The organism is Microbacterium sp. (assembly GCF_051860965.1).
Taxonomy (GTDB): Bacteria; Actinomycetota; Actinomycetes; order Actinomycetales; family Microbacteriaceae; genus Microbacterium.
This window is the reverse complement of sequence record NZ_JBIMKU010000006.1, coordinates 228,243-248,700: the sequence shown is the minus strand read 5'-3', so window position 1 is coordinate 248,700 and position 20,458 is coordinate 228,243. Positions and strand designations below refer to the sequence as shown.

20 protein-coding genes are annotated in these 20,458 nt (G+C 69.8%); 16 read left to right on the top strand and 4 right to left on the bottom strand.

The features are described 5' to 3' along the window. Positions 1–9 precede the first annotated feature (9 nt). From pdxT to ACTIFV_RS13585, 3 genes are read left to right on the top strand one after another with little or no spacing between them, the layout of a single operon-like run. Complete coding sequence (gene pdxT, locus ACTIFV_RS13595) at positions 10–597, top strand: pyridoxal 5'-phosphate synthase glutaminase subunit PdxT (protein WP_439593323.1); 588 nt, start codon at positions 10–12, stop codon at positions 595–597. A 17-nt stretch (positions 598–614) separates the two neighbouring features. Continuing rightward, positions 615–1,136 (top strand): hypothetical protein, encoded by a 522-nt coding sequence (locus ACTIFV_RS13590; protein ID WP_439593322.1) that lies wholly within the window; start codon positions 615–617, stop codon positions 1,134–1,136. Continuing rightward, positions 1,136–1,666 carry a DUF1697 domain-containing protein gene (locus tag ACTIFV_RS13585; protein WP_439593321.1) on the top strand — a complete coding sequence of 177 codons (531 nt, stop codon included), beginning with the start codon at positions 1,136–1,138 and terminating at the stop codon, positions 1,664–1,666. Before ACTIFV_RS13590 ends, ACTIFV_RS13585 begins: the two co-directional genes overlap by 1 nt. On the opposite strand, the gene ACTIFV_RS13580 is transcribed toward ACTIFV_RS13585, so the two are convergent. Then, positions 1,650–3,023 carry a pyridoxal phosphate-dependent decarboxylase family protein gene (locus tag ACTIFV_RS13580; RefSeq protein WP_439593320.1) on the bottom strand — a complete coding sequence of 458 codons (1,374 nt, stop codon included), beginning with the start codon at positions 3,021–3,023 and terminating at the stop codon, positions 1,650–1,652. The two genes, ACTIFV_RS13585 and ACTIFV_RS13580, sit on opposite strands and share 17 nt — an antisense overlap. A 62-nt stretch (positions 3,024–3,085) precedes the next feature. Between ACTIFV_RS13580 and ACTIFV_RS13575 the strand changes: the two genes are divergently transcribed. The 8 genes from ACTIFV_RS13575 (at position 3,086) to ACTIFV_RS13540 (ending at position 11,804) form a co-directional block, all read left to right on the top strand. Next, positions 3,086–3,847 (top strand): YebC/PmpR family DNA-binding transcriptional regulator, encoded by a 762-nt coding sequence (locus ACTIFV_RS13575; RefSeq protein ID WP_439593319.1) that lies wholly within the window; start codon positions 3,086–3,088, stop codon positions 3,845–3,847. A gap of 104 nt (positions 3,848–3,951) precedes the next feature. After that, complete coding sequence (gene ruvC, locus ACTIFV_RS13570; protein WP_439593318.1) at positions 3,952–4,521, top strand: crossover junction endodeoxyribonuclease RuvC; 570 nt, start codon at positions 3,952–3,954, stop codon at positions 4,519–4,521. A gap of 46 nt (positions 4,522–4,567) precedes the next feature. Next, entirely contained in the window at positions 4,568–5,185 is a 618-nt protein-coding gene (gene ruvA, locus ACTIFV_RS13565; protein WP_439593317.1) for a Holliday junction branch migration protein RuvA, read from the top strand. Further along, on the top strand, positions 5,178–6,206 hold the full coding sequence (gene ruvB, locus ACTIFV_RS13560) for a Holliday junction branch migration DNA helicase RuvB (RefSeq protein WP_439593316.1): 1,029 nt from the start codon (positions 5,178–5,180) through the stop codon (positions 6,204–6,206). The genes ruvA and ruvB overlap by 8 nt, the downstream gene beginning before the upstream one ends. An 81-nt stretch (positions 6,207–6,287) precedes the next feature. Next, positions 6,288–6,740 carry a preprotein translocase subunit YajC gene (locus ACTIFV_RS13555; RefSeq protein ID WP_439593315.1) on the top strand — a complete coding sequence of 151 codons (453 nt, stop codon included), beginning with the start codon at positions 6,288–6,290 and terminating at the stop codon, positions 6,738–6,740. A gap of 39 nt (positions 6,741–6,779) precedes the next feature. Further along, positions 6,780–8,519: a protein translocase subunit SecD gene (gene secD / locus ACTIFV_RS13550; protein ID WP_439593314.1), complete on the top strand. Its 1,740-nt coding sequence runs from the start codon at positions 6,780–6,782 to the stop codon at positions 8,517–8,519. Beyond that, positions 8,519–9,508: a protein translocase subunit SecF gene (secF, locus tag ACTIFV_RS13545; protein WP_439593313.1), complete on the top strand. Its 990-nt coding sequence runs from the start codon at positions 8,519–8,521 to the stop codon at positions 9,506–9,508. The genes secD and secF overlap by 1 nt, the downstream gene beginning before the upstream one ends. A 46-nt stretch (positions 9,509–9,554) precedes the next feature. Continuing rightward, positions 9,555–11,804, top strand: coding sequence for a RelA/SpoT family protein (locus tag ACTIFV_RS13540; RefSeq protein ID WP_439593312.1), 2,250 nt, complete (start codon positions 9,555–9,557; stop codon positions 11,802–11,804). Here ACTIFV_RS13540 and ACTIFV_RS13535 read toward each other — a convergent pair. The 3 genes from ACTIFV_RS13535 to ACTIFV_RS13525 all read right to left on the bottom strand — a co-directional run bounded on the left by ACTIFV_RS13535 (position 11,791) and on the right by ACTIFV_RS13525 (position 14,400). Beyond that, positions 11,791–12,345, bottom strand: coding sequence for a hypothetical protein (locus tag ACTIFV_RS13535; RefSeq protein WP_439593311.1), 555 nt, complete (start codon positions 12,343–12,345; stop codon positions 11,791–11,793). The genes ACTIFV_RS13540 and ACTIFV_RS13535 overlap by 14 nt on opposite strands. A 95-nt stretch (positions 12,346–12,440) precedes the next feature. Beyond that, positions 12,441–13,628 carry a DUF349 domain-containing protein gene (locus ACTIFV_RS13530; protein WP_439593366.1) on the bottom strand — a complete coding sequence of 396 codons (1,188 nt, stop codon included), beginning with the start codon at positions 13,626–13,628 and terminating at the stop codon, positions 12,441–12,443. A gap of 463 nt (positions 13,629–14,091) precedes the next feature. After that, complete coding sequence (locus ACTIFV_RS13525; RefSeq protein WP_439593310.1) at positions 14,092–14,400, bottom strand: dioxygenase; 309 nt, start codon at positions 14,398–14,400, stop codon at positions 14,092–14,094. 187 nt (positions 14,401–14,587) lie between these two features. Here ACTIFV_RS13525 and ACTIFV_RS13520 point away from each other — a divergent pair, with 187 nt between their 5' ends. The 5 genes from ACTIFV_RS13520 to ruvX all read left to right on the top strand — a co-directional run bounded on the left by ACTIFV_RS13520 (position 14,588) and on the right by ruvX (position 20,457). Continuing rightward, positions 14,588–15,868, top strand: a complete 1,281-nt coding sequence (locus ACTIFV_RS13520; RefSeq protein WP_439593365.1) for a replication-associated recombination protein A — start codon at positions 14,588–14,590, stop codon at positions 15,866–15,868. Positions 15,869–16,052: 184 nt separating this feature from the next. Beyond that, positions 16,053–16,682, top strand: coding sequence for a 30S ribosomal protein S4 (gene rpsD, locus ACTIFV_RS13515; protein WP_248149976.1), 630 nt, complete (start codon positions 16,053–16,055; stop codon positions 16,680–16,682). Between the two features lie 178 nt (positions 16,683–16,860). Beyond that, a complete protein-coding gene (locus ACTIFV_RS13510) occupies positions 16,861–17,265 on the top strand; it encodes an ATPase (protein ID WP_439593309.1) in 405 nt (134 codons plus the stop codon). A 64-nt stretch (positions 17,266–17,329) separates the two neighbouring features. Then, entirely contained in the window at positions 17,330–19,990 is a 2,661-nt protein-coding gene (gene alaS, locus ACTIFV_RS13505) for an alanine--tRNA ligase (RefSeq protein WP_439593308.1), read from the top strand. Further along, on the top strand, positions 19,987–20,457 hold the full coding sequence (ruvX, locus tag ACTIFV_RS13500; RefSeq protein WP_439593307.1) for a Holliday junction resolvase RuvX: 471 nt from the start codon (positions 19,987–19,989) through the stop codon (positions 20,455–20,457). The genes alaS and ruvX overlap by 4 nt, the downstream gene beginning before the upstream one ends. Position 20,458 lies beyond the last annotated feature (1 nt).

Below are 20,458 nucleotides of genomic sequence, written 5' to 3'. Positions count from 1 at the left end.
CCCGGTGACATGAGTCGGATCGGTGTCCTCGCCCTGCAGGGCGATGTGCGCGAGCACGCGCGCGTGCTGAGCGGACTCGGTGCGGACGTCGTGCTCGTGCGGCGTCCGTCCGAGCTCGCCGAGGTCGACGGTCTCGTGCTGCCGGGGGGCGAATCCAGCGTCATCGACAAGCTGTCGCGGGCGTTCGGGATGCAGCATCCCCTCCGCGAAGCGATCGCCGGCGGCCTGCCGGTGTACGGCACGTGCGCGGGACTGATCCTCCTCGCGGACCGCATCACCGACGGCATCGAGGGCCAGCAGACGTTCGGCGGGCTCGACGTGACGGTGCGCCGCAACGCCTTCGGCAGTCAGGTCGACTCGTTCGAGACCGACCTCGACGTCCCCGTGCTCGGCGCCGAGCCCGTGCACGCCGTGTTCATCCGGGCGCCTCTGGTCGAGGCATCCGGACCCGAGGTCGAGACGCTCGCAGCGCTGGACGACGGACGCATCGTCGCGGTGCGGCAGAGGAATCTGCTGGGCACGGCTTTCCACCCCGAGGTCACGGGCGAGCACCGCTTCCACGAGCTCTTCCTGCGTGTCGTCGACGATGCCCGCTGAGCGCTAGATTTCCCTCCATGGCCGTCAACGACTGGTGGAGCGAGCGCCCGGACGAGCGCTACTGGATGATCGCGCCGTCGCGCGGCATCGTCGGCGACGCGCTGTCGGCTCCGATGGTCCGCGGTGACAGCCGCTTCGAGTGGTCGCACGAGCTCGTGGCCTCGACGCAGCCGGGCGACACGCTCTTCGTCTGGGACCGCTCGCTCACGGTGCCCGGCATCGGCGCGTGGGGCCGGGTCCTCGGTCCACTGACCGAGACGGTGCAGAGCCGTCACGGCGCTGACCTGCCGCACTGGCGCATGCCCGTGAGCGACACCCTGCCGCTCGCGCGCCCGATCGACATCCTCACGCTGCGACGGATCGGTGCCGAGGTCGTCGCGATCCGCGATGCCCTCGAGCGCTCGACGGACGGACCGATCTACTTCCCGTTCATCGGCTCGGCGCAGACGCTCGCCCCCGCACCCGCGTACCTCGCGAAGGTTCCACGCGACCTCTTCGCGCTCCTGGCGTCGCGGTTCGGCTTCGAGTTCGCCCTCTGATGGGCGCCACCGCGCAGCACTGGGTGGCGCTCCTGCGCGGCGTCAACGTGGGCGGCATCACGGTCAAGAGCGCCGACCTCGCCCGCGTGTTCCGCGACCTCGGCTTCGAGGCGGTGCGCACCGTGCTGGCGAGCGGCAACGTCGCGTTCGAGGCATCCGGGTCCCGGCGCACGCTGAAGTCCTCGATCGAGCAGGCGCTGCGCGACGAGTTCGCCTACGACGCGTGGATCCTGCTCGTGACCGCCGACGAGCTGAAGGCGGCGATCGACGGGTTCCCGTTCGACGCGACGGATGCCGCGCGCCAGCCGTGGGTGATCTTCTGCGTCGACGCCGCGACGCGCGACGAGCTGGTCGCGGCATCCATCGACGAGGAACTCGACCCCGTCGCATCCGGACCCGGCGTCGTCTACTGGAACCCGCCGAAGGGCTCGTCCACCGACACGCCGTTCGCCAAGGTGCTCGCGAGGGCGGCCTACAAGCCGCGCACCACCAATCGCAACCTGCGGACCCTCGTCAAGATCCTGCGCTGACGAGCCGCGCGATCGCGGCGAGGGTCGCGTCGACATCGTCCTCCGTCGTCGCCCACGACGACATGGAGCATCGCAGCGCCGCCCGGCCGTGCCATTCGGCGCCCGTGAGCGCCGCCGTGCCCTCGCGCAGGATGGATGCTCCGAGCCCGCGCGTCGCGTCGTCGTCCCCGAGGCGGAACATCACCTGCGTGTACGGCACCTCGTTGAGCACCTCGACCCCGGGGATCCCGCGCAGGCCTGCTTCGAGCCGGAGGGCGTTCGTGTGCATCCGCTCGACGAGGTCGGCGACCCCCGTGCGGCCGAGGCTGCGCAGGGCGGCCCACGCCGGCACGCCGCGCCCTCGGCGGGAGAGCTCGGGTGTCACGTCCCACGGATCGAGCCCCGTGTACATGAGGTAGTCGCCGCCCGTGCGGAACATCGCGATCGAGTCCGCGGGATCGCGCACGATGGCCATGCCGCAGTCGTACGGCACGTTGAGCGTCTTGTGCGCGTCGGTCGTCCACGAGTCGGCGTCGGCGGCACCGTCGAGGAGATGCCGCAGGCGCGGGGATGCCCCGGCCCACAGGCCGAATGCGCCGTCGATGTGGATCCACGCGCCGTGTGCGCGCGCGATCGGTGCGAGCTCGCCGAACGGATCGAAGGCGCCCGTGTGCACCTCGCCCGCCTGCAGGCAGACGATCGCCGGTCCGTCCGGCGTCGATTCGAGCGCGGCCGCGAGCGCCGCGGGGATCATGCGGCCCTCGGCGTCGGCGGGCACGACGATGAGCTCGTCCGCCCCGATGCCGATGAAGCGCGCGGCACGGTCGATCGAGCTGTGCCGATGCTCGCCGACGACCATGCGGATCGGCGGCGCACCGCGGAGCCCCTGTGTCGTGAGATCCCAGCCGGCGCGGCGCATGACGGCGTGCTGGGCCACGGCGAGACAGGTGAAGTTCGACACCTGGGCGCCCGTGACGAAGCCGACGGATGCCTCGGCGGGCAGCCCCAGGAGCTCGCACACCCATTCTCCGGCCACGCGCTCCAGAGCCACCGTCGTCGGGGTGAGCGTGCTCGATCCGGAGTTCTGGTCCCACGCCGAGACCAGCCAGTCGGTCGCGAGCGCGGCCGGCAGGGTGCCGCCGATGACGAAGCCGAAGAACCGTCCGCCGGGGATCGCGACGAGCCCGGGATCCGCGCGCTCAGCGAGGTGCGTCACGACGGCCGCGGCATCCATCCCCTCTTCGGGGAGATCTCCGCCGAACACCTCGAGCATGTCGGCGAGGTCGGCGCGCGGCCACACCGGCCGATCGTCGAGTGAGTCGAGGAAGGCCGTCGCGCTGCGATGCGCGGCGTCGAGGGCACGCTGACGTTCGTCCATGTAGAGGAGTGTTCTCGCCCCCGCGCGGTGATACAAGGACGTGGCCGTTTAGACTGGATCGCATGTCCGGCCACTCCAAGTGGGCGACCACGAAGCACAAGAAGGCCGTCATCGACAGCCGCCGTGCCAAGTCGTTCGCCAAGCTCATCAAGAACATCGAAGTCGCCGCGAAGCTCGGCGGCGCCGACCTCGCAGGCAATCCGACCCTGTACGACGCCGTGCAGAAGGCGAAGAAGACCTCCGTACCGAACGACAACATCGACCGCGCGATCAAGCGCGGCGCAGGCATCTCGGGCGAGGCGATCGAATACCTCAACATCATGTACGAGGGCTACGGGCCCGGCGGGGTCGCGCTCATGATCGAGTGCCTCACCGACAACAAGAACCGCGCGGCGGCGGAGGTGCGCACGGCGCTCAGCCGCAACGGCGCGACCCTCGCGGACCCTGGGAGCGTCGCGTACAACTTCAGCCGCAAGGGCGTCATCGTGGTGGGCGGCGAGTCCACGACCGAGGACGACATCATGATGGCGGTGCTCGAGGCCGGCGCCGACGACGTCGAGCCGCACGCGCAGGGCTTCGAGGTCATCACCGAGGCTCACGACCTCGTGGCGGTCCGCACGGCGCTGCAGGACGCCGGGATCGACTACGAGTCCGCCGACGTCGAGTTCGTGCCGAACCTCAAGGTCGAGGTGGATGCCGAGACCGCGCGCAAGATCTTCCGCATCATCGACGCCCTCGAGGACAGCGACGACGTGCAGAACGTCTACAGCAACTTCGATCTCACGGCCGAGGTCCAGGCCGAGCTCGAGGCCTCCGAGGACTGATCGCCCGTATCGACGGCACAGATCTTCGAGCGAGGAGCGCGGCGACGACACGAAACGCGTCGCGCCTGCGGAGACGGGACCGCCGTCGAACGTACGGTGGGGGAGTGACCCGTCGAACACCCCTCCGCGTGCTCGGCATCGACCCCGGACTCACCCGGTGCGGTGTCGGGATCGTGGATGTCGCGCCCGACCGCTCGGCGACGCTCGTGCACGTCGGAGTGGTCCGGTCGGACGCCGGCGCGAGGATCGAGGAGCGCCTCGCGGTGATCGCGGCGGGCCTGCGAGCCCTCATCGACGAGCATCGTCCGGTCGTCGTGGCGGTGGAGCGCGTCTTCGCGCAGCACAATCTCCAGACCGTCATGGGCACGGCGCAGGCGAGCGGCATCGCTCTGCTCGTCGCGGGAGAGCGCGGCATACCCGCCGCGACGCACACGCCGTCCGAGGTGAAGGCCGCCATCACGGGCTACGGCGCCGCCGACAAACGGCAGGTTCAGGCGATGGTGGCCCGCATCCTGCGCCTCGACGAGCTGCCGAAACCCGCAGACGCGGCCGACGCCCTCGCGATCGCGCTCTGCCATGCGTGGCGCGGCGGGGCGGCGGCGGCCCCGGCATCCGGAGCCCTCACACCTGCGCAGAAGGCGTGGGCCGACGCCGAGCGCCTCACCCGCCGCTGAGCGTGTCGGTCGAACAAACCTCCGAACCGCGCCGTAGGCTCGGAGCATGATCTCTTCGCTCCGCGGCACGGTCGCGCATGTCGATGCGGATTCGATCGTCATCGAGGTCGGAGGCGTGGGACTCTCGGTCGCCGTCACGCCACAGGTCGCGCACGAGGCGCACGTCGGCGACACCCTGCATCTGCACACCACCCTCATCGTTCGCGAAGACGCACTCTCGCTGTTCGGCTTCGACAGCCGGGAGGAGCTCGCGGTCTTCACGCTGCTTCTGGGCGTCACGGGGGTCGGGCCGAAGTCGGCGCTCGGCATCCTGGCGACCCTGACCGTGCCACAGATCGCCGACGCCGTCGCCTCCGACGACGACGCGCCGTTCCGCCGGGTCTCGGGCATCGGCCCCAAGACGGCGAAGCTCATCGTCGTGCAGCTCGCGGGCAAGATCGTGGCGTCCGCCGCGGGTCCGTCTCGTCCGAGCGGCCCCGCCGGCATCACGCCGCAGGTCGTCCAGGCGCTCGTCGGGCTCGGGTGGTCGGAGCGCACCGCGACCGAGGCCGTGGCGTCCGTCGTCGACGACGCGAGCCCCGCCGACCTCGGCTCCGTGCCGGCGCTGCTGCGCCTCACGCTCTCGACGCTCGGGCCGGCGCGCAAGGAGTCCGTCGGTGGATGACTTCCGCGACCCCGCCGAGCCCGTCGACGAGACCGAGCTCGCGATCGAGGGCGCCCTGCGGCCCACGTCTCTCGCCGAGTTCGTCGGCCAGCAGAAGGTGCGCGGGCAGCTGCAGCTGCTGCTGGATGCCGCGCGCATGCAGCAGCGGCCGGCAGATCACATCCTGCTGTCGGGCCCGCCGGGGCTCGGCAAGACGACGCTCGCGATGATCGTCGCGCACGAGAGCGGGCGGCCGCTGCGGCTCTCGAGCGGTCCCGCGATCCAGCATGCGGGCGACCTCGCGGCGCTGCTGTCGAGCCTCACGCCCGGCGAGGTGCTCTTCATCGACGAGATCCACCGCATGGCCCGCTCGGCGGAAGAGATGCTCTATCTCGCGATGGAGGACTTCCGCATCGACATCATGGTCGGCAAGGGAGCGGGAGCCACCAGCATCCCGCTCGATCTCGCGCCCTTCACGCTCGTCGGCGCGACGACCCGCTCCGGGCTGCTGCCCAACCCGCTCCGCGACCGCTTCGGCTTCACCGCCCACCTCGAGTTCTACGAGCCGCACGAGCTCGAACGCGTCATCGAGCGCTCGTCGATGATGCTCGGTGTCGCCGTGCCGCCCATCGCCCGCGAGGAGATCGCGCGGCGCTCGCGCGGCACACCGCGCATCGCGAACCGCCTGCTGCGGCGCGTGCGCGACTACGCGATCGTGCACGGCGCGGGCTCGACGGCGACGACCGACGACGTGCACGCCGCCCTCGAGCTGTACGACGTCGACGCGATCGGCCTGGACCGGCTCGACCGCGCCGTGCTCGACGCGCTCGTCAAGCGCTTCCGCGGGGGCCCCGTCGGTCTCAGCACGCTCGCCGTCGCCGTCGGAGAAGAGGCCGAGACCATCGAGTCCGTCGTCGAGCCCTATCTCGTGCGCATCGGCTTCATGGGCCGCACGCCGCGCGGGCGGATCGCGACACCGCCCGCGTACGCGCACGTCGGCGTCCAGCACGCCGATTCGGTGCTCGGATTCGATGACCTATAATCGCTGAAGGCTTTCGCCCACCCCCTCTCTCAGGCAGCGTCGCCTTCGCGCGTGCCTCACCCGAAAGGTGATCCCACCTCCATGGACTTCACAGCCTTCTTCTCCAACTACGGGCTCATCATCCTGCTCGTGCTGCTGCTCGTGTTCATGTTCTGGAGCTCGCGTCGCCGCATGCAGAAGCAGAAGGCCGAGCAGGAGGCGAAGGCACGTCAGACCATCCCCGGCGCCGAGGTGCTGCTGCAGGGCGGTCTCTACGGGACGGTCGTCACGTACGACGCGGACAACCTCGACCAGCCGGCTGTCGTCGAGATCGCGCCCGGTGTCGAGATCAAGGTGCACAGCCAGGCGATCCTGCGCGTCGTCGAGCCCACGACGGGCTTCGTGACCGAGGACGACTTCATCGAGGCCGAGGAGTCGCACGACGAGTACGTCGCGGGTGTCGCGAACGGCGAGATCACCTCGATCAGCGACGACCACGCCCGCGCGGCCGCCGACGAGGCGACCGAGCCGGAGAACAAGAAGCCCGAAGCCTGATCCGGTCCCGCACGACCGCCTGAGAGAAGCTGACCCACTGTGGCGACATCCACCCCTGTCCGGCATGCCTGGCGCGCGCTGCTCGGACTCCTCGTGATCACTGCGGTGCTCTTCGGAATCAACGCGCTCGGCGTCTACATCTTCAAGGACGCCAACGGCAACGGCCAGAGCTCGTGGTCTCCCGAGCTCGCGCTGGATCTCCAGGGCGGCACGCAGATCATCCTCGAGGCAAAGACCGCCGACGGCGTCGCGCCCACGCAGGAGCAGATGAACCAGGCCGTCACGATCATCCGCCAGCGAGTGGATGCCTCGGGTGTCGGTGAAGCGGACGTCACGACCGAGGGCGGCACGAACATCGTCGTGCAGATCCCGGGCGAAGCCGACGAGGCCACCCGCAACCGCATCGAGTCGGCCGCGCAGCTCCAGCTGCGCGCCGTGCTCTTCACCGGCTCGCCCGCGACCTCGTTCGTCGGCGACGACGGCAACGAGACGCCGTACCCGACGCCCGACCCGTCGCTGCCGTCGACCCCGACCGCCGCGCCGACGAACGGCAGCGACCCGTCGTGGATCACTCCCGCGCTCCAGGCCGAGTTCCTCGCCTACGACTGCGCGAACCCCGACAACGACCCGGCCAATGCCCCGGCCGACGAACCGCTCATCACGTGCGACCCCGACGGCGCGGTCAAGTACATCCTCGGTCCGGTCGAGCTCGACGGCTCGTCGATCTCCGACGCGACGTTCGGCCTCGAGCAGCAGACCAACCGCTGGGCGGTCAACCTCGTCTTCGACAGCGAGGGCACGCAGATCTTCGGCGAGATCAGCCAGCGGCTCTACGGCGCGACCGCGCCGCTCAACCAGTTCGCATTCGTGCTCGACGGCTACGTGCTGTCGGCGCCGTCGATGAACGGCGTCATCCTCGACGGCAAGCCCAGCATCACGGGCAGCTTCACGCAGGAGACGTCGAAGACCCTCGCCGACCAGCTCAAGTACGGTGCCCTCCCGCTGAGCTTCGAAGTCGTGAGCTCCAACACGATCTCGGCGACGCTCGGCTCCCAGCAGCTGCAGATCGGCCTCATCGCCGGTCTCATCGGCCTCGTGCTCGTCGCGCTGTACTCGCTCATCGTCTACCGCGCGCTCGGCTTCGTCATCATCGCCTCGCTCATCGTGATGGGTGTGCTCACCTACATCACGCTCTGCATCCTCGCGTGGCGCATGGGCTTCCGCCTGTCGCTCGCCGGTGTCGCGGGTGTGATCGTGTCGATCGGCTTCACGGCCGACTCGTTCATCATCTACTTCGAGCGAATACGAGACGAGCTGCGCGACGGCAAGTCGATCACGGCCTCGGTCGAGGACGGCTGGAGCCGCGCCAAGCGCACGATCTACATCTCGAAGTCGATCAACATCCTCGCCGCCGTGGTGCTGTACATCCTGGCCGACGCGACGGTGAAGGGCTTCGCGTTCACGCTCGGTCTGACGACCGTCATCGACGTCCTGATCTTCATCCTCTTCACCCACCCCGTCCTGCAGCTGCTGGCGCGCACGAAGTTCTTCGGTTCGGGGCATCCGCTGTCCGGACTCGACCCCGAGTCGCTCGGGGCCGTCTATCGAGGCCGGGCGCAGTTCCGCGCGCCCGTGACCGACAAGGCCACCACCAGCGCAGGACGCCGCGCCGCGAAGTCGCGCGGCGAGGCAGAGCGTCGGCAGACGATCGCTGAACGCAAGCAGGCGGAGCTCAACGCCGCGAAGGCGTCGGACAACGGCAAGAAGGCGGACGACTGATGCGCTCCATGAGCCAGCTGGGCAACGACCTCTACACGGGCAAGACGTCCTTCCCCTTCGTCGGACGCCGTCGGCTGTGGTTCCTCATCGCCGCGATCCTCGTGATCGGCTCCGCCCTGGTGCCCCTCTTCCGGCCCATCCAGTTCTCGATCGAGTTCACGGGCGGATCCCAGTTCGTCGTATCGGGTGTCGCGAATCCCGATCAGGCCGCTGCGACCGAGGCCGTGCAGTCCGTCGTGCCCGACGCGACGACGAAGGTCGCGACGGTCGGCAGCGACACGATCCGCGTGCAGACCGACCAGATGACGGATGCCGAGACCCGCGCGGTCACGGTGGCGCTGGCCGAGAAGTTCGACGTGCCCGAGAGCGAGGTCACCTACTCGTTCATCGGTCCCAGCTGGGGCGCGGACGTCACGCGTCAGTCGCTGTGGGGCCTTGCGATCTTCCTCGCGCTGACCTTCATCATCCTCGCGCTGTACTTCCGCACGTGGAAGATGTCGGTCGCCGCCATCATCGGCCTCGTCGACGTCCTCGTCGTGACGATCGGCATCTACGCGCTCTTCGGCTTCGAGATCTCACCCGCGGCCGTCATCGGATTCCTGACGATCCTCTCCTACGCGCTGTACGACACGACCGTCGTCTTCGACAAGATCCGAGAGAACACGAGCGAGGACGGGGAGGTGTCGGGCCGGACGTTCGGCGAATCGGTGAACCTCGCCGTGAACCAGACCCTCGTCCGCTCGATCAACACCACGATCGTCGCGATCCTGCCCACGGGCGCGATCCTGTTCATCGGAGCCCTGTGGCTCGGCGCGCAGACGCTGACCGACATCTCGCTGTCGATCTTCGTCGGCACGATCGTCGCCGCGTACTCGACGATCTTCGTCGCATCGCCGCTGTACTCGCTCCTGCGCGAGAACGAGCCGGGTATCAAGGCCCGCGATGCACGGGTGCTCGCTGCACGCGAACAGGCGGGCATCCCGGCCTGAGGCGCTGCGCCGCGGGCGTAGGATCAGCGGGAGGGGAGGCGATCTGATGACGGAGACCGTCCCTCCTGCCCAGTCCTCCTCGCTGCGGCGACTCGTGCCCCGGATCTTCTCGCGCTCGGTGCGCCGAGACGGCGTCGAACAGCTGCTCCGGACGGTGCGCACGCACCATCCCAAGGGCGACCTGGCGATCATCGAGCGCGCGTACGGCGTCGCCGAGACGGCGCACACGGGCCAGACCCGACAGAGCGGCGAGCCGTACATCACCCACCCGCTCGCGGTCGCTCAGATCCTGGCCGACCTCGGCCTCGGCCCCAAGGCCATCGCGGCGGCGCTGCTCCACGACACCGTCGAAGACACGGGGTACGGCCTCGACACCCTGACGGCGGAGTTCGGCGACGAAGTCGCGATGCTCGTGGACGGCGTGACGAAGCTCGACAAGGTCAAGTACGGCGAGAGCGCGCAGGCAGAGACCGTGCGCAAGATGATCGTCGCGATGTCGCGCGACATCCGCGTCCTCCTCATCAAGCTCGCCGACCGTCTGCACAACGCGCGCACGTGGGGCTTCGTGCCCCCCGAGAAGGCGAAGAAGAAGGCGACCGAGACCCTCGAGATCTACGCGCCGCTCGCGCATCGGCTCGGCATCCAAGCCATCAAATCGGAGCTCGAGGATCTCTCGTTCGCCGTCCTGCACCCCAAGCTGTACGCCGAGATCGACAGTCTCGTCAAGCAGCGCACCCCCCAGCGCGAGCAGTACGTGCAGAACGTCATCGACGCGGTCGACGGCGACCTGCGAGATCTGAAGATCCGCGGCAAGGTCATGGGCCGGCCCAAGCAGCTGTACTCGGTCTACCAGAAGATGGTGGTGCGCGGCCGCGAGTTCGACGACATCTACGACCTGATCGGCATCCGCATCATGGTCGGCAGCGTGCGTGACTGCTACGCCGTGCTCGGAGCGATCCACGCCCGGTGGACCCCGCTCCCGGGTCGGTTCAAGGACTACATCGCGACGCCGAAGTTCAACCTGTATCAGTCGCTGCACACGACCGTCATCGGCCCTGGCGGCCGGACCGTCGAGATCCAGATCCGCACCAACGAGATGCACCAGCAGGCCGAGTACGGCGTCGCCGCGCACTGGAAGTACAAGGAGCGGATGAACGGCGCCAAGCCCGACGCCAAATCCGTCGACACCGACATGGCGTGGCTCGCGCACATCTCGGACTGGCAGGCCGAGACCGCCGACCCCGGCGAGTTCCTCGACTCGCTCCGTTTCGAGATCGGCGCGAAGGAGGTGTACGTCTTCACGCCCAAGGGGCGCGTCGTCGGCCTTCCGACCGGCGCGACCCCCGTCGACTTCGCCTATGCCGTGCACACCGAGATCGGTCACCGCACGATGGGCGCCAAGGTCAACGGGCGGCTGGTGCCCCTCGAATCCGAGTTGCACAGCGGCGACGTCGTCGAGGTGTTCACGTCGAAGAATCCGGATGCCGGTCCTAGCCAGGACTGGATGACCTTCGTCAAGAGCACGCGCGCCCGCAGCAAGATCCGCGGGTGGTTCACGAAGGAGCGCCGCGAAGAGGCGATCGAACAGGGCAAGGAGGCGATCGCGCGCGCGATGCGCCGGCAGAACCTGCCGCTGCAGCGCCTCATGAGCCAGGACTCGTTCACCGAGGTCGCTCAGCAGCTGCGGTACGAGGACGTGTCGGCGCTGTACGCCGCCGTCGGCGAGGGTCACGTCTCCACGCAGTCGGTGATCGAGAAGGTCACGGCGCTCGTGAGTGCGAGCGAGACCTCGACCGGTCCGATCGATCTGCCCCAGATCGGGCGGTCGCGCGCTCCACGCGGCGGCGATTCGGGCGTGCTCGTGCGCGGAGCCCCCGACATCCTGGTCAAGCTCGCGAAGTGCTGCACGCCCGTGCCCGGCGACGAGATCATGGGGTTCGTCACGCGGGGGAGCGGCGTCTCGGTCCACCGGACCGACTGCACGAACGTGAAGTCCCTCATGGACGACGCCGAGCGCCTCATCGAGGTCGAGTGGGCACCGACGACCAAGAGCGTCTTCCTCGTCCAGATCCAGATCGAAGCCCTCGACCGCTCGGGTCTGCTGAGCGATGTCACGCGCGTCCTGAGCGAGCATCACGTCAACATCCTGTCGGCGACGGTGTCGACGACGAACGACCGCCTCGCCCTCAGTCGCTTCGTGTTCGAGATGGGCGACATCGTGCACCTCGAGCGCGTCCTCAATGCCGTGAGGCGCATCGACGCCGTCTACGACGTGTATCGCGTCACGTCATCCTGACCGCGGTCGCCGCGAGAGCGATCAGGCGCTGCCGCGCGCGTCGCTTGTGCGGAAGCGACGCGCGATCATCGAGCCATGCGACGGCGCGCAGCGCCAGACCGTCGACCTCGGCGGCCAGGAGCGCCGCCGCGCGGTCGTGCGCGGCATCCGCCACCCGCGCGAGGTCTGCCAGCGTGCGCACCGCCGACGTGACGGCCACACCCCCGATGCGCACGAGATCGGCGTGATCGACGGCGGGATCCCGATAGACGATGCGCGGGGCGAGCGGCGCATGGACCCGCCTGGTCACGGCCCGCTGCACGGTGTGCCGAGCAGGGGGCTCGGCCAGCGCCCCGTGGATCCACGCCGCGCTGAGATGCGTCGCAGCGAGCGTCTCGCCCAGGATGCCGCGCAGGGATCCCGCGCGGAGGGCGGCCGTCTCGACGGCGTCGGCGGGGAGGTACGCGTCACCCAGGCCGACGAGGTGGCCATCGAGGCACGCGGCGGAGAGCTCGGCGGGGGAGAGCCGATCGTCGGCGAAGTACAGGAACGGGGAACCCACAGGAGAAGTCTGCGTCCCCGCGCTGTCGGGCCGGACGCCGATCGGCCGGATTGTGGACAACCCGGCCGATCGGAGGAGAGGAGGAGGAGCCCCGGTCAGAACCCGAGGGCCTTGAGCCAGCCCCGTCGCGCCTCGAGCGCCTCCTGCGCCTGCGCGATGGCGCGCTTGTCGCCCGACTTCTCAGCCGCGGCGAGTTCGCTCTCGAGCTTCTCGATCGCCTCGGTGAGCTGACGCGTCATGTCGTTGGCGCGCGCCTTGGTCTCGGGGTTGTTGCGCTTCCAGTCGATGTCTTCACGAGAGCGGAGCGCCTGCTCGATCTTGCGCAGCTCGTCGTCGAGCGCGCGCTCGGCCTCACGGGGGAAGATGCGACCGATCTCGTCCCACTTGCGCTGGATGCCGGTCAGCAGCGTCCGGGCTTTCGTGATCTGCGACTCGTCGGCGACGGCCTTGGCCTCTTCGAGGAGCGCCTTCTTCTCGACGATCTTCTCGCGGGATGCCTCGGCATCGGCCGCCTCGCGCTCTCCGCGTGCCGCGTACAGCGCGTCGCCTGCGGCCTTGAACTTCGCCCACAGCGCGTCATCCGCCTTCTTGCCGGCGCGCCCCGCGGTCTTCCACTGGTCGAGGAGTTCGCGGTAGGCGCCGATGCCGTCCTCGCCCTTCGGCGCGAGCGCCTCAGCCTTCGCGACGAGGGCTGACTTGCGGTCGCGGACGCCCTTGTGCGCTTCGTCGAGCTCGGAGTAGAACTCGCGACGGTGCTTGTCGACGATCGCGCGCGCGTCGCGGAACCGCTTCCACAGCTGCTGCGCGGTCGACTTGGGCAGGCGCGGCCCGCTCTGCTGCTGCAGCTGCCACTGGTCGAAGAGCGACGACAGCTCGGCGGACGCCTGCTTCCACTGCACCGACTTCGGATCGCGGGCGGCCAGGGCCTCGGCCTGCTCGACGAGCGCCCTGCGCTGGGCGACGGCCTCGTCCACCGCCTCACGGGCCGCGGCGGCCTCGGTCTCGGACGATGCGACGAGCTCGCCCGACAGCGCCGCGACGCGGGCGTCGAGAGCCGCGAGATCGCCGACGGCCGCAGCATCCTTCAGCTTGTCCTGGACGAGGCGCGCGGCGCCCCGGAGATCGGACGCCGATGCCCCGCCGCGGCGGTGTCGCACCTCGAGCAGCGTGACCTCGCTCGCGAGATCGGCGTACTTGCGCTCGAAGTACGCGAGCGCCTCCTCGGGGGTGCCGTCGGGGTACTGGCCCACGACGCGCCATCCGGCCGCCTCGCGCACCGACACCGTGCCGTCCTCGTCGACCTTGCCCCACGGCTCCGCGGGCGCGGAGGTCGCCGGACGCGCCGGAACTGCACCCCGGGGCGCGGAGGGACGCGGTCCGGGACGCGGCGCGGGAGTGGGCGCGCCGGGCACGCCCGTCGGCTTCGCCTCGGGCGCGGCCACGGCGTCCTCGGGCGCGGAGTCTTCGACGGTCGCAGCGTCGGCGTCGGCGACCTCCGGCGCGGCGTCCTCGGCGGACGCACCCTCGACGGACTCGGCAGCACCGCCGTCGGCGTCGGCGGAGACGGATGCCGTCTCTTCGGCGATCGGGTCGTCTGTCTCGCTCGTCGCCGCCTCGACGGCGATGTCGTCAGCGGGGGAGTCGGGCGTGGAGTCTTCGTGAGCAGTCACGGGATGCACCTCATCGCGGCCTGCGCCGCCTGTGGGGAGTGGGACCCGTCAAGCCTAGTACGGCGGGGCCGGCCGCTCAGGGAGTGGTCGTGGGCTCGGGGACCGGGCTCACCGACGGGTCCGCGGAAGGCGTCGCCGAGGGCGTCGGAGCGGGCGTCGTGGCGGTGGGCGTCGGCGTCGGCTCGGGAGCGCCGGGGCCGGTCGTGAAGTAGAGAGTCTGGGCGGCTGCGATGGCGATCACGATGACGCCGCCTGCGATGCCGGCGATGAGGTTGTCGCGCGAACGACGTCGTCCCTGGCCCTCGTGCAGCGCCCGCCGGGCGTCGTACAGACGAGCGCGCTCGCGGGCCTCGCGGCTGGTGCGATCCTTGCCTCCGCCGGACACGGAACCTCCCTCGGCCGGGTGCGTCCCGGAACGGGGATGATCATATGCGCGGGCCCTGCCGCACCCCAAACCGGCGTCCGCACGTCGTCCGTCCCGATTAGCCTGGACTCGTGCCGAACCTCTCATCCTCCGCGAGCGTCGGCGCGTGAGCGCCCTCTTCCAGGGCCAGACGCCGCTCGCGGTGCGGATGCGTCCCACCTCGCTCGACGAGGTGGCCGGGCAGGCGCATCTCCTCCGCGCGGGGTCGCCGCTCGTGACGCTGGCCGACCCGCAGGCGTCCACGCGCTCCGCGGCATCCGTCATCCTCTGGGGGCCTCCCGGCACCGGCAAGACGACCCTCGCACAGGCGATCGCCCGCTCGTCGGGGCGCCGTTTCGTCGAACTCTCCGCGGTCACCGCGGGGGTGAAGGACGTCCGCGAGGTGATGCAGGAGGCGCTGAACCAGCGCGACCTCTACGGGCAGTCGACGATCCTCTTCCTCGACGAGATCCACCGATTCACGAAAGCCCAGCAGGACGCCCTGCTGCCGGGCGTCGAGAACGGCTGGGTCGTGCTCATCGCCGCCACGACCGAGAACCCGTCCTTCTCGGTCATCTCGCCGCTCCTCTCGCGTTCGCTGCTGCTCACCCTGACCGCGCTCACGGAAGACGATCTCGGCGTTCTCCTCGACCGGGCGATCACGGATGCACGGGGGTTCGACGGAGACGTCGTCCTCGGCGACGAGGCCAAGGGCGCGATCGTCCAGCTCGCCTCGGGAGACGCGCGCCGTGCTCTCACGACGCTCGAGGCCGCGGCATCCCTCGCCGTCGAGACGGCGAAGAAGGGCAAGACGCCGCAGATCACGCCCGACCACGTCTCGCAGGCGGTCGACCGCGCCCTGCTGCGATACGACCGACAGGGCGACGAGCACTACGACGTCATCAGCGCGTTCATCAAGTCGATCCGAGGATCCGATGTCGATGCCGCGATGCACTACCTGGCCCGCATGATCGAGGCGGGCGAGGACCCGCGGTTCATCGCCCGGCGCCTCATCATCTCGGCGGCAGAGGACATCGGTCTCGCCGACCCGCAGGCCCTGCCCCTCGCGGTCGCTGCCGCCGACGCGGTGCAGTTCATCGGCATGCCCGAGGGCCGCATCCCGCTCGCCGAGGCGACGGCGTATCTGGCGACGACGGCGAAGTCGAACGCCGCGTACCTCGCGATCGACAAGGCGATCGCCGATGTCCGCGCCGGCGGGTTCGGTCGCGTGCCGCCGCCCCTGCGCGATGCGCACTACCCGGGCGCGAAGCGTCTCGGCCACGGCAAGGGCTACCGGTATCCCCACGACACCGAGATCGGCGTCGTCCAGCAGCAGCACCTGCCCGACGAGCTGCGCGGTCGGCGCTACTACGAGCCGACGAGCCACGGCCAGGAGCGCGACGTGCAGGCGCGGCTCGAGAAGATCCGCCGCATCCTCGACGGAGAGTAGCCGCTGATCGGGTGGAAAGCCCGGATCTGATAAGCTTGACCGGCTCGAAACAGAGTTTTCGGGCATCCCCTTTCTTCTTCACCTACCTACCGGCATGCCCCGGCGTGCATTCCGGACAGGGCGAGGAGAGGCGATACGTCCGCGAGTCGTGAAAGACACGGCCGCGTCATCGGAAGGATCCTTCGTGGCAACGAAGTCCCAGGACCGCCGCAAGGTGCGCCTCTCGCGCGCCCTCGGCGTCGCTCTGACCCCCAAGGCCGCCCGCTACCTCGAGAAGCGTCCCTACGCTCCGGGCGAGCACGGCCGCACCAAGCGCAAGCAGGACAGCGACTTCGCCGTCCGCCTTCGCGAGAAGCAGCGTCTGCGCGAGCAGTACGGCATCCGCGAGAAGCAGATGCGCAACACCTTCAACGAGGCTCGTCGCAAGGACGGCCTGACGGGTGAGAACCTCGTCGAGCTCCTCGAGATGCGTCTCGACGCCCTCGTGCTGCGCTCGGGCTTCGCCCGCACCACGGCGCAGGCGCGCCAGCTCGTCGTGCACCGCCACATCCTGGTCGACGGCCAGCTCGTGGACCGCCCGTCGTTCCGCGTCAAGCCGGGCCAGCTCATCCATGTCAAGGCCAAGTCCGAGGGCACCGAGCCCTTCCAGGTCGCAGCCGCCGGCGGTCACGCCGACGTCCTGCCCCCGGTCCCGGGCTACCTCGAGGTCGAGCTCGACAAGCTCCAGTCGCGTCTCGTGCGTCGCCCCAAGCGCGCCGAGGTCCCCGTGGTCTGCGACGTCCAGCTCGTCGTCGAGTACTACGCGGCGCGCTAGCGACGCGTAGTACAGCCGCGCAGCGGCCGATCGCACAACTACGCGGCGCGCTGAGCGTTCCAGCAGCGCGAAGGGCGTCGGGGAAACCCGGCGCCCTTCGTCGTTGAGGCGTACGACGGACGTTTCCGCCTACGATGGAGGGATGCCGCGTCCGGCGGCGAGTCCGAGGAGTGGTGTCATGAAGAACGTGCTGTGGTTCGTGTTCGGCATCGCCGGCGGATTCGTCCTCGCCCATCTGGTGAACAAGGACCCTCGCGGGCACGAGCTGCTCGCCGACGTCGATGCCCGCATCACGGAGTTCACCGATCGCATGAGCGACGCCTACCGCGAGCAGGAATCCCGGTTCACGGGGCTCGTCGACGAGGTGAAGGATGCCGCGGCCGGCGCCGCCCAGGCCGCCAAGAGTGCGGCCTCCGACGCGCTCGGATCGGCCGCGGACGCCGCGTCCGACGTCGTCGACAAGGCGCAGGACGCGGTCTCCGACGCGGCCGACAAGGCACAGGATGCCGTCGCCGATGTCGCCGACAAGGCCAAGACCGCCGCCGGCAAGGCGAAGTCGGCCGCCAAGAAGCTCGCCGACTGACTCCCTCTCACCCCGGCCCGAGAGGCCGGGGTGCCTTCACGCACGACCCGAGGAATCCCCACGCATGAAGACCGCTGAGATCGCCCAGCGCTACCTGGACTACTTCGAGAAGAACGGCCACACCATCGTGCCGAGCGCGTCGCTCGTCACCGACGACCCCGCGCTGCTGTTCACGGTCGCCGGCATGGTGCCCTTCATCCCGTATCTCAGCGGCGACGTCCCCGCGCCGTACAAGCGCGCGGCCGACGTGCAGAAGTGCATCCGCACACTCGACATCGAAGAGGTCGGGCACACTCCGCGGCACGGCACGTTCTTCCAGATGCTCGGCAACTGGTCGTTCGGCGACTACTTCAAAGAGGGCGCGATCCGCTTCGCGTGGGAGCTTCTCACGACACCCGACGCCGACGGCGGTCTCGGCTTCGATCCGAAGGATCTGTGGGTCACGGTCTACGAAGAGGATGACGAGGCCCACGACCTCTGGCTGAAGCTGACGGATCTGCCCGAGGAGCGCATCCAGCGACTGGGCAAGGACACGAACTACTGGTCCACCGGTCTTCCGGGACCGGCGGGCCCGTGCTCCGAGATCTTCTTCGACCGCGGGCCCGCCTACGGGATCGACGGAGGCCCCGCCACCGACGACGACCGCTACGTCGAGATCTGGAATCTCGTCTTCATGCAGTACGAGATCACGAACGTGCAGTCCAAGTACGACTTCGACATCGTGGGCGAGCTGCCGCACAAGAACATCGACACCGGCATGGGCCTGGAGCGCGTCGCGTTCATCAAGCAGGGCGTCGACAACATGTACGAGACCGATCAGGTGCGCCCGGTCCTCGACAAGGCGGTGGAGCTGTCGGGTCGCACGTACGGCGCCGACCATCGGGACGACATCCGCTTCCGGGTCGTCGCCGACCACATCCGCTCCTCGCTCATGCTGCTGTCGGACGGCGTGACTCCCTCCAACGACGGCCGCGGCTACATCCTGCGCAGGCTCATGCGTCGTGCGATCCGCTCGATGCGCCTGCTCGGCGTCGAGAGGCCGACCTTCCGGGAGCTGTTCGCGGCATCCCGCGACGCCATGAAGGACGCCTATCCCATCGTCGCGACCGACTACCCGCGCATCGAGCAGTACGCCCTCGCCGAAGAGGCGACGTTCCTGCGCACGCTCGCTGCGGGCTCCAACCTGCTCGACGAGTCCATCGTTCAGTCGAAGGATGCCGGCGCCACGACGATCTCCGGCCCCGAGGCGTTCCTGCTGCACGACACCTACGGGTTCCCGATCGACCTGACGCTCGAGATCGCCGAGGAAGCCGGACTCTCGGTCGACCGTGCCGCGTTCGACGCGCTGATGCACGAGCAGCGCACGCGCGCCAAGACAGACGCGAAGGCGCGCAAGCGCCAGCTGGCCGACACGAGCGTCTACCGCGATCTGCGGGCGCTGGGCGAGACGTCCTTCACCGGCTACACCGACCTCGAGACCGAGTCGACCGTGCTCGGCATCCTCGTCGACGGCGTGTCGGTCGATCGCGCGACGACGGGCCAGATCGCCGAGGTCATCCTCGCCGAGACGGCGCTGTACGCCGAGTCGGGCGGCCAGGTCGCCGACAAGGGCGTCATCGTCGGCGCCGGGTACGAGCTCGACGTGCTCGACGTGCAGCGGCCCGTCGCGGGCCTCATCAGCCACACGGTCGAGGTGACGACCGGCGAGGTCGGCGTGGGCCAGCCCGCGACGACGGTGGTGGATGCCGTGAACCGCCGCGCGGCGCAGCAGGCGCACTCGGCGACCCACCTCATTCACGCGGCCCTCCGCGACACCCTCGGCTCGTCGGCGACGCAGACCGGCTCGCTCAACCGCGCCGGATACATGCGCTTCGACTTCGCGTGGGGCCAGGCGCTGTCGGACGCCACCAAGTCCGAGATCGAGGAGATCGCCAACAACGCCGTACGGGACAACCTCGAGGTCACGACGCGCGTGCTCGCGCTCGACGACGCGAAGGCGCTCGGCGCGCAGGCGCTCTTCGGCGAGAAGTATGGCGATGTCGTGCGCATGGTCGACATCGGCGGCCCGTGGTCGCGCGAGCTCTGCGGTGGGACGCACGTCGCGACGAGCGCCGAGATCGGGCTCATCAACCTCGTCGGCGAGCAGTCGGTCGGCGCCTCCAACCGTCGCGTCGAGGCGCTCGTCGGACTCGACGCGTTCCGGTCGCTCGCGGCCGAGCGCGCGCTCGTCTCGCAGCTCACCTCGACGCTCAAGACACCGCGCGAGCAGCTGCCGGCGCGCATCGCCGAGCTCACGGCGAGCCTCAAGGCCGCCGAGAAGAAGATCGCGGCGTTCGAGGCGAAGGCGCTCGGCGATCGGGCGCCCGGTCTCGCCGAGGGTGCGAAAGCGGTCGGCGCGTTCCGCGTCGTGGCCGCGAACGTCGGCACCGCGTCCTCGGGCGACGACCTGCGCACCCTCGCTCTGCAGGTGCGCGACCGTCTCGGCGCCGAGGCGGCCGTCGTCGCGCTCGGTGCGCAGGTGGGCGAGCGCCCCGTCGTGATCGTCGCGACGAACGACGCGGCACGGACATCCGGCGCGAAGGCCGGCGCGCTCGCGAAGCGCGCTGCCGGCGTGCTCGGCGGAGGCGGCGGCGGGCGCGACGACGTGGCCCAGGGCGGCGGGACGGATGCCGCGGCGCTGCCCGCGGCGCTCGAAGCGGTGGTCGGCGAACTCGGAGCCGCGTGACCGAGGGGTTCCGCCGCGGCGTGCGGCTCGGCGTCGACGTCGGGCAGGCTCGCGTCGGGGTCGCGAAGTGCGATCCCGACGGCCTGCTCGCGACTCCGGTCGAGACCGTGCCCCGCAACGACGAGGCCGTCGGACGCATCGCATCCCTCGCCGAGGAGCATTCCGCGTTCGAGATCCTCGTGGGCCTGCCCATGAACCTCAGGGGCGAGGACACCGCTTCGACGACGGATGCCCGGTCCTTCGCCGCCGACGTTGCCGCGGCATCCGCAACCCCGGTCCGTCTCGTGGACGAGCGCCTCTCGACGGTGTCCGCCCACGCCGCGCTGCGCCAGTCGGGCAGATCCCAGCGTTCTTCTCGTAGCATTGTGGATCAGGTCGCGGCCGTCGTCCTCTTGCAGCAAGCACTCGATGTCGAGAAGAGCACAGGCCGTCCGGCCGGAACCCCGATCTTCCAGGAGCCCGCCTGAG

Coding starts and splice junctions, on each gene's coding strand:
- pdxT (WP_439593323.1), top strand. CDS start 10: ATGAGTCGGATCGGTGTCCTCGCCCTGCAGGGCGATGTGCGCGAGCAC.
- ACTIFV_RS13590 (WP_439593322.1), top strand. CDS start 615: ATGGCCGTCAACGACTGGTGGAGCGAGCGCCCGGACGAGCGCTACTGG.
- ACTIFV_RS13585 (WP_439593321.1), top strand. CDS start 1,136: ATGGGCGCCACCGCGCAGCACTGGGTGGCGCTCCTGCGCGGCGTCAAC.
- ACTIFV_RS13580 (WP_439593320.1), bottom strand. CDS start 3,023: ATGGACGAACGTCAGCGTGCCCTCGACGCCGCGCATCGCAGCGCGACG.
- ACTIFV_RS13575 (WP_439593319.1), top strand. CDS start 3,086: ATGTCCGGCCACTCCAAGTGGGCGACCACGAAGCACAAGAAGGCCGTC.
- ruvA (WP_439593317.1), top strand. CDS start 4,568: ATGATCTCTTCGCTCCGCGGCACGGTCGCGCATGTCGATGCGGATTCG.
- ACTIFV_RS13555 (WP_439593315.1), top strand. CDS start 6,288: ATGGACTTCACAGCCTTCTTCTCCAACTACGGGCTCATCATCCTGCTC.
- secF (WP_439593313.1), top strand. CDS start 8,519: ATGCGCTCCATGAGCCAGCTGGGCAACGACCTCTACACGGGCAAGACG.
- ACTIFV_RS13540 (WP_439593312.1), top strand. CDS start 9,555: ATGACGGAGACCGTCCCTCCTGCCCAGTCCTCCTCGCTGCGGCGACTC.
- ACTIFV_RS13520 (WP_439593365.1), top strand. CDS start 14,588: ATGCGTCCCACCTCGCTCGACGAGGTGGCCGGGCAGGCGCATCTCCTC.
- ACTIFV_RS13510 (WP_439593309.1), top strand. CDS start 16,861: ATGAAGAACGTGCTGTGGTTCGTGTTCGGCATCGCCGGCGGATTCGTC.
- alaS (WP_439593308.1), top strand. CDS start 17,330: ATGAAGACCGCTGAGATCGCCCAGCGCTACCTGGACTACTTCGAGAAG.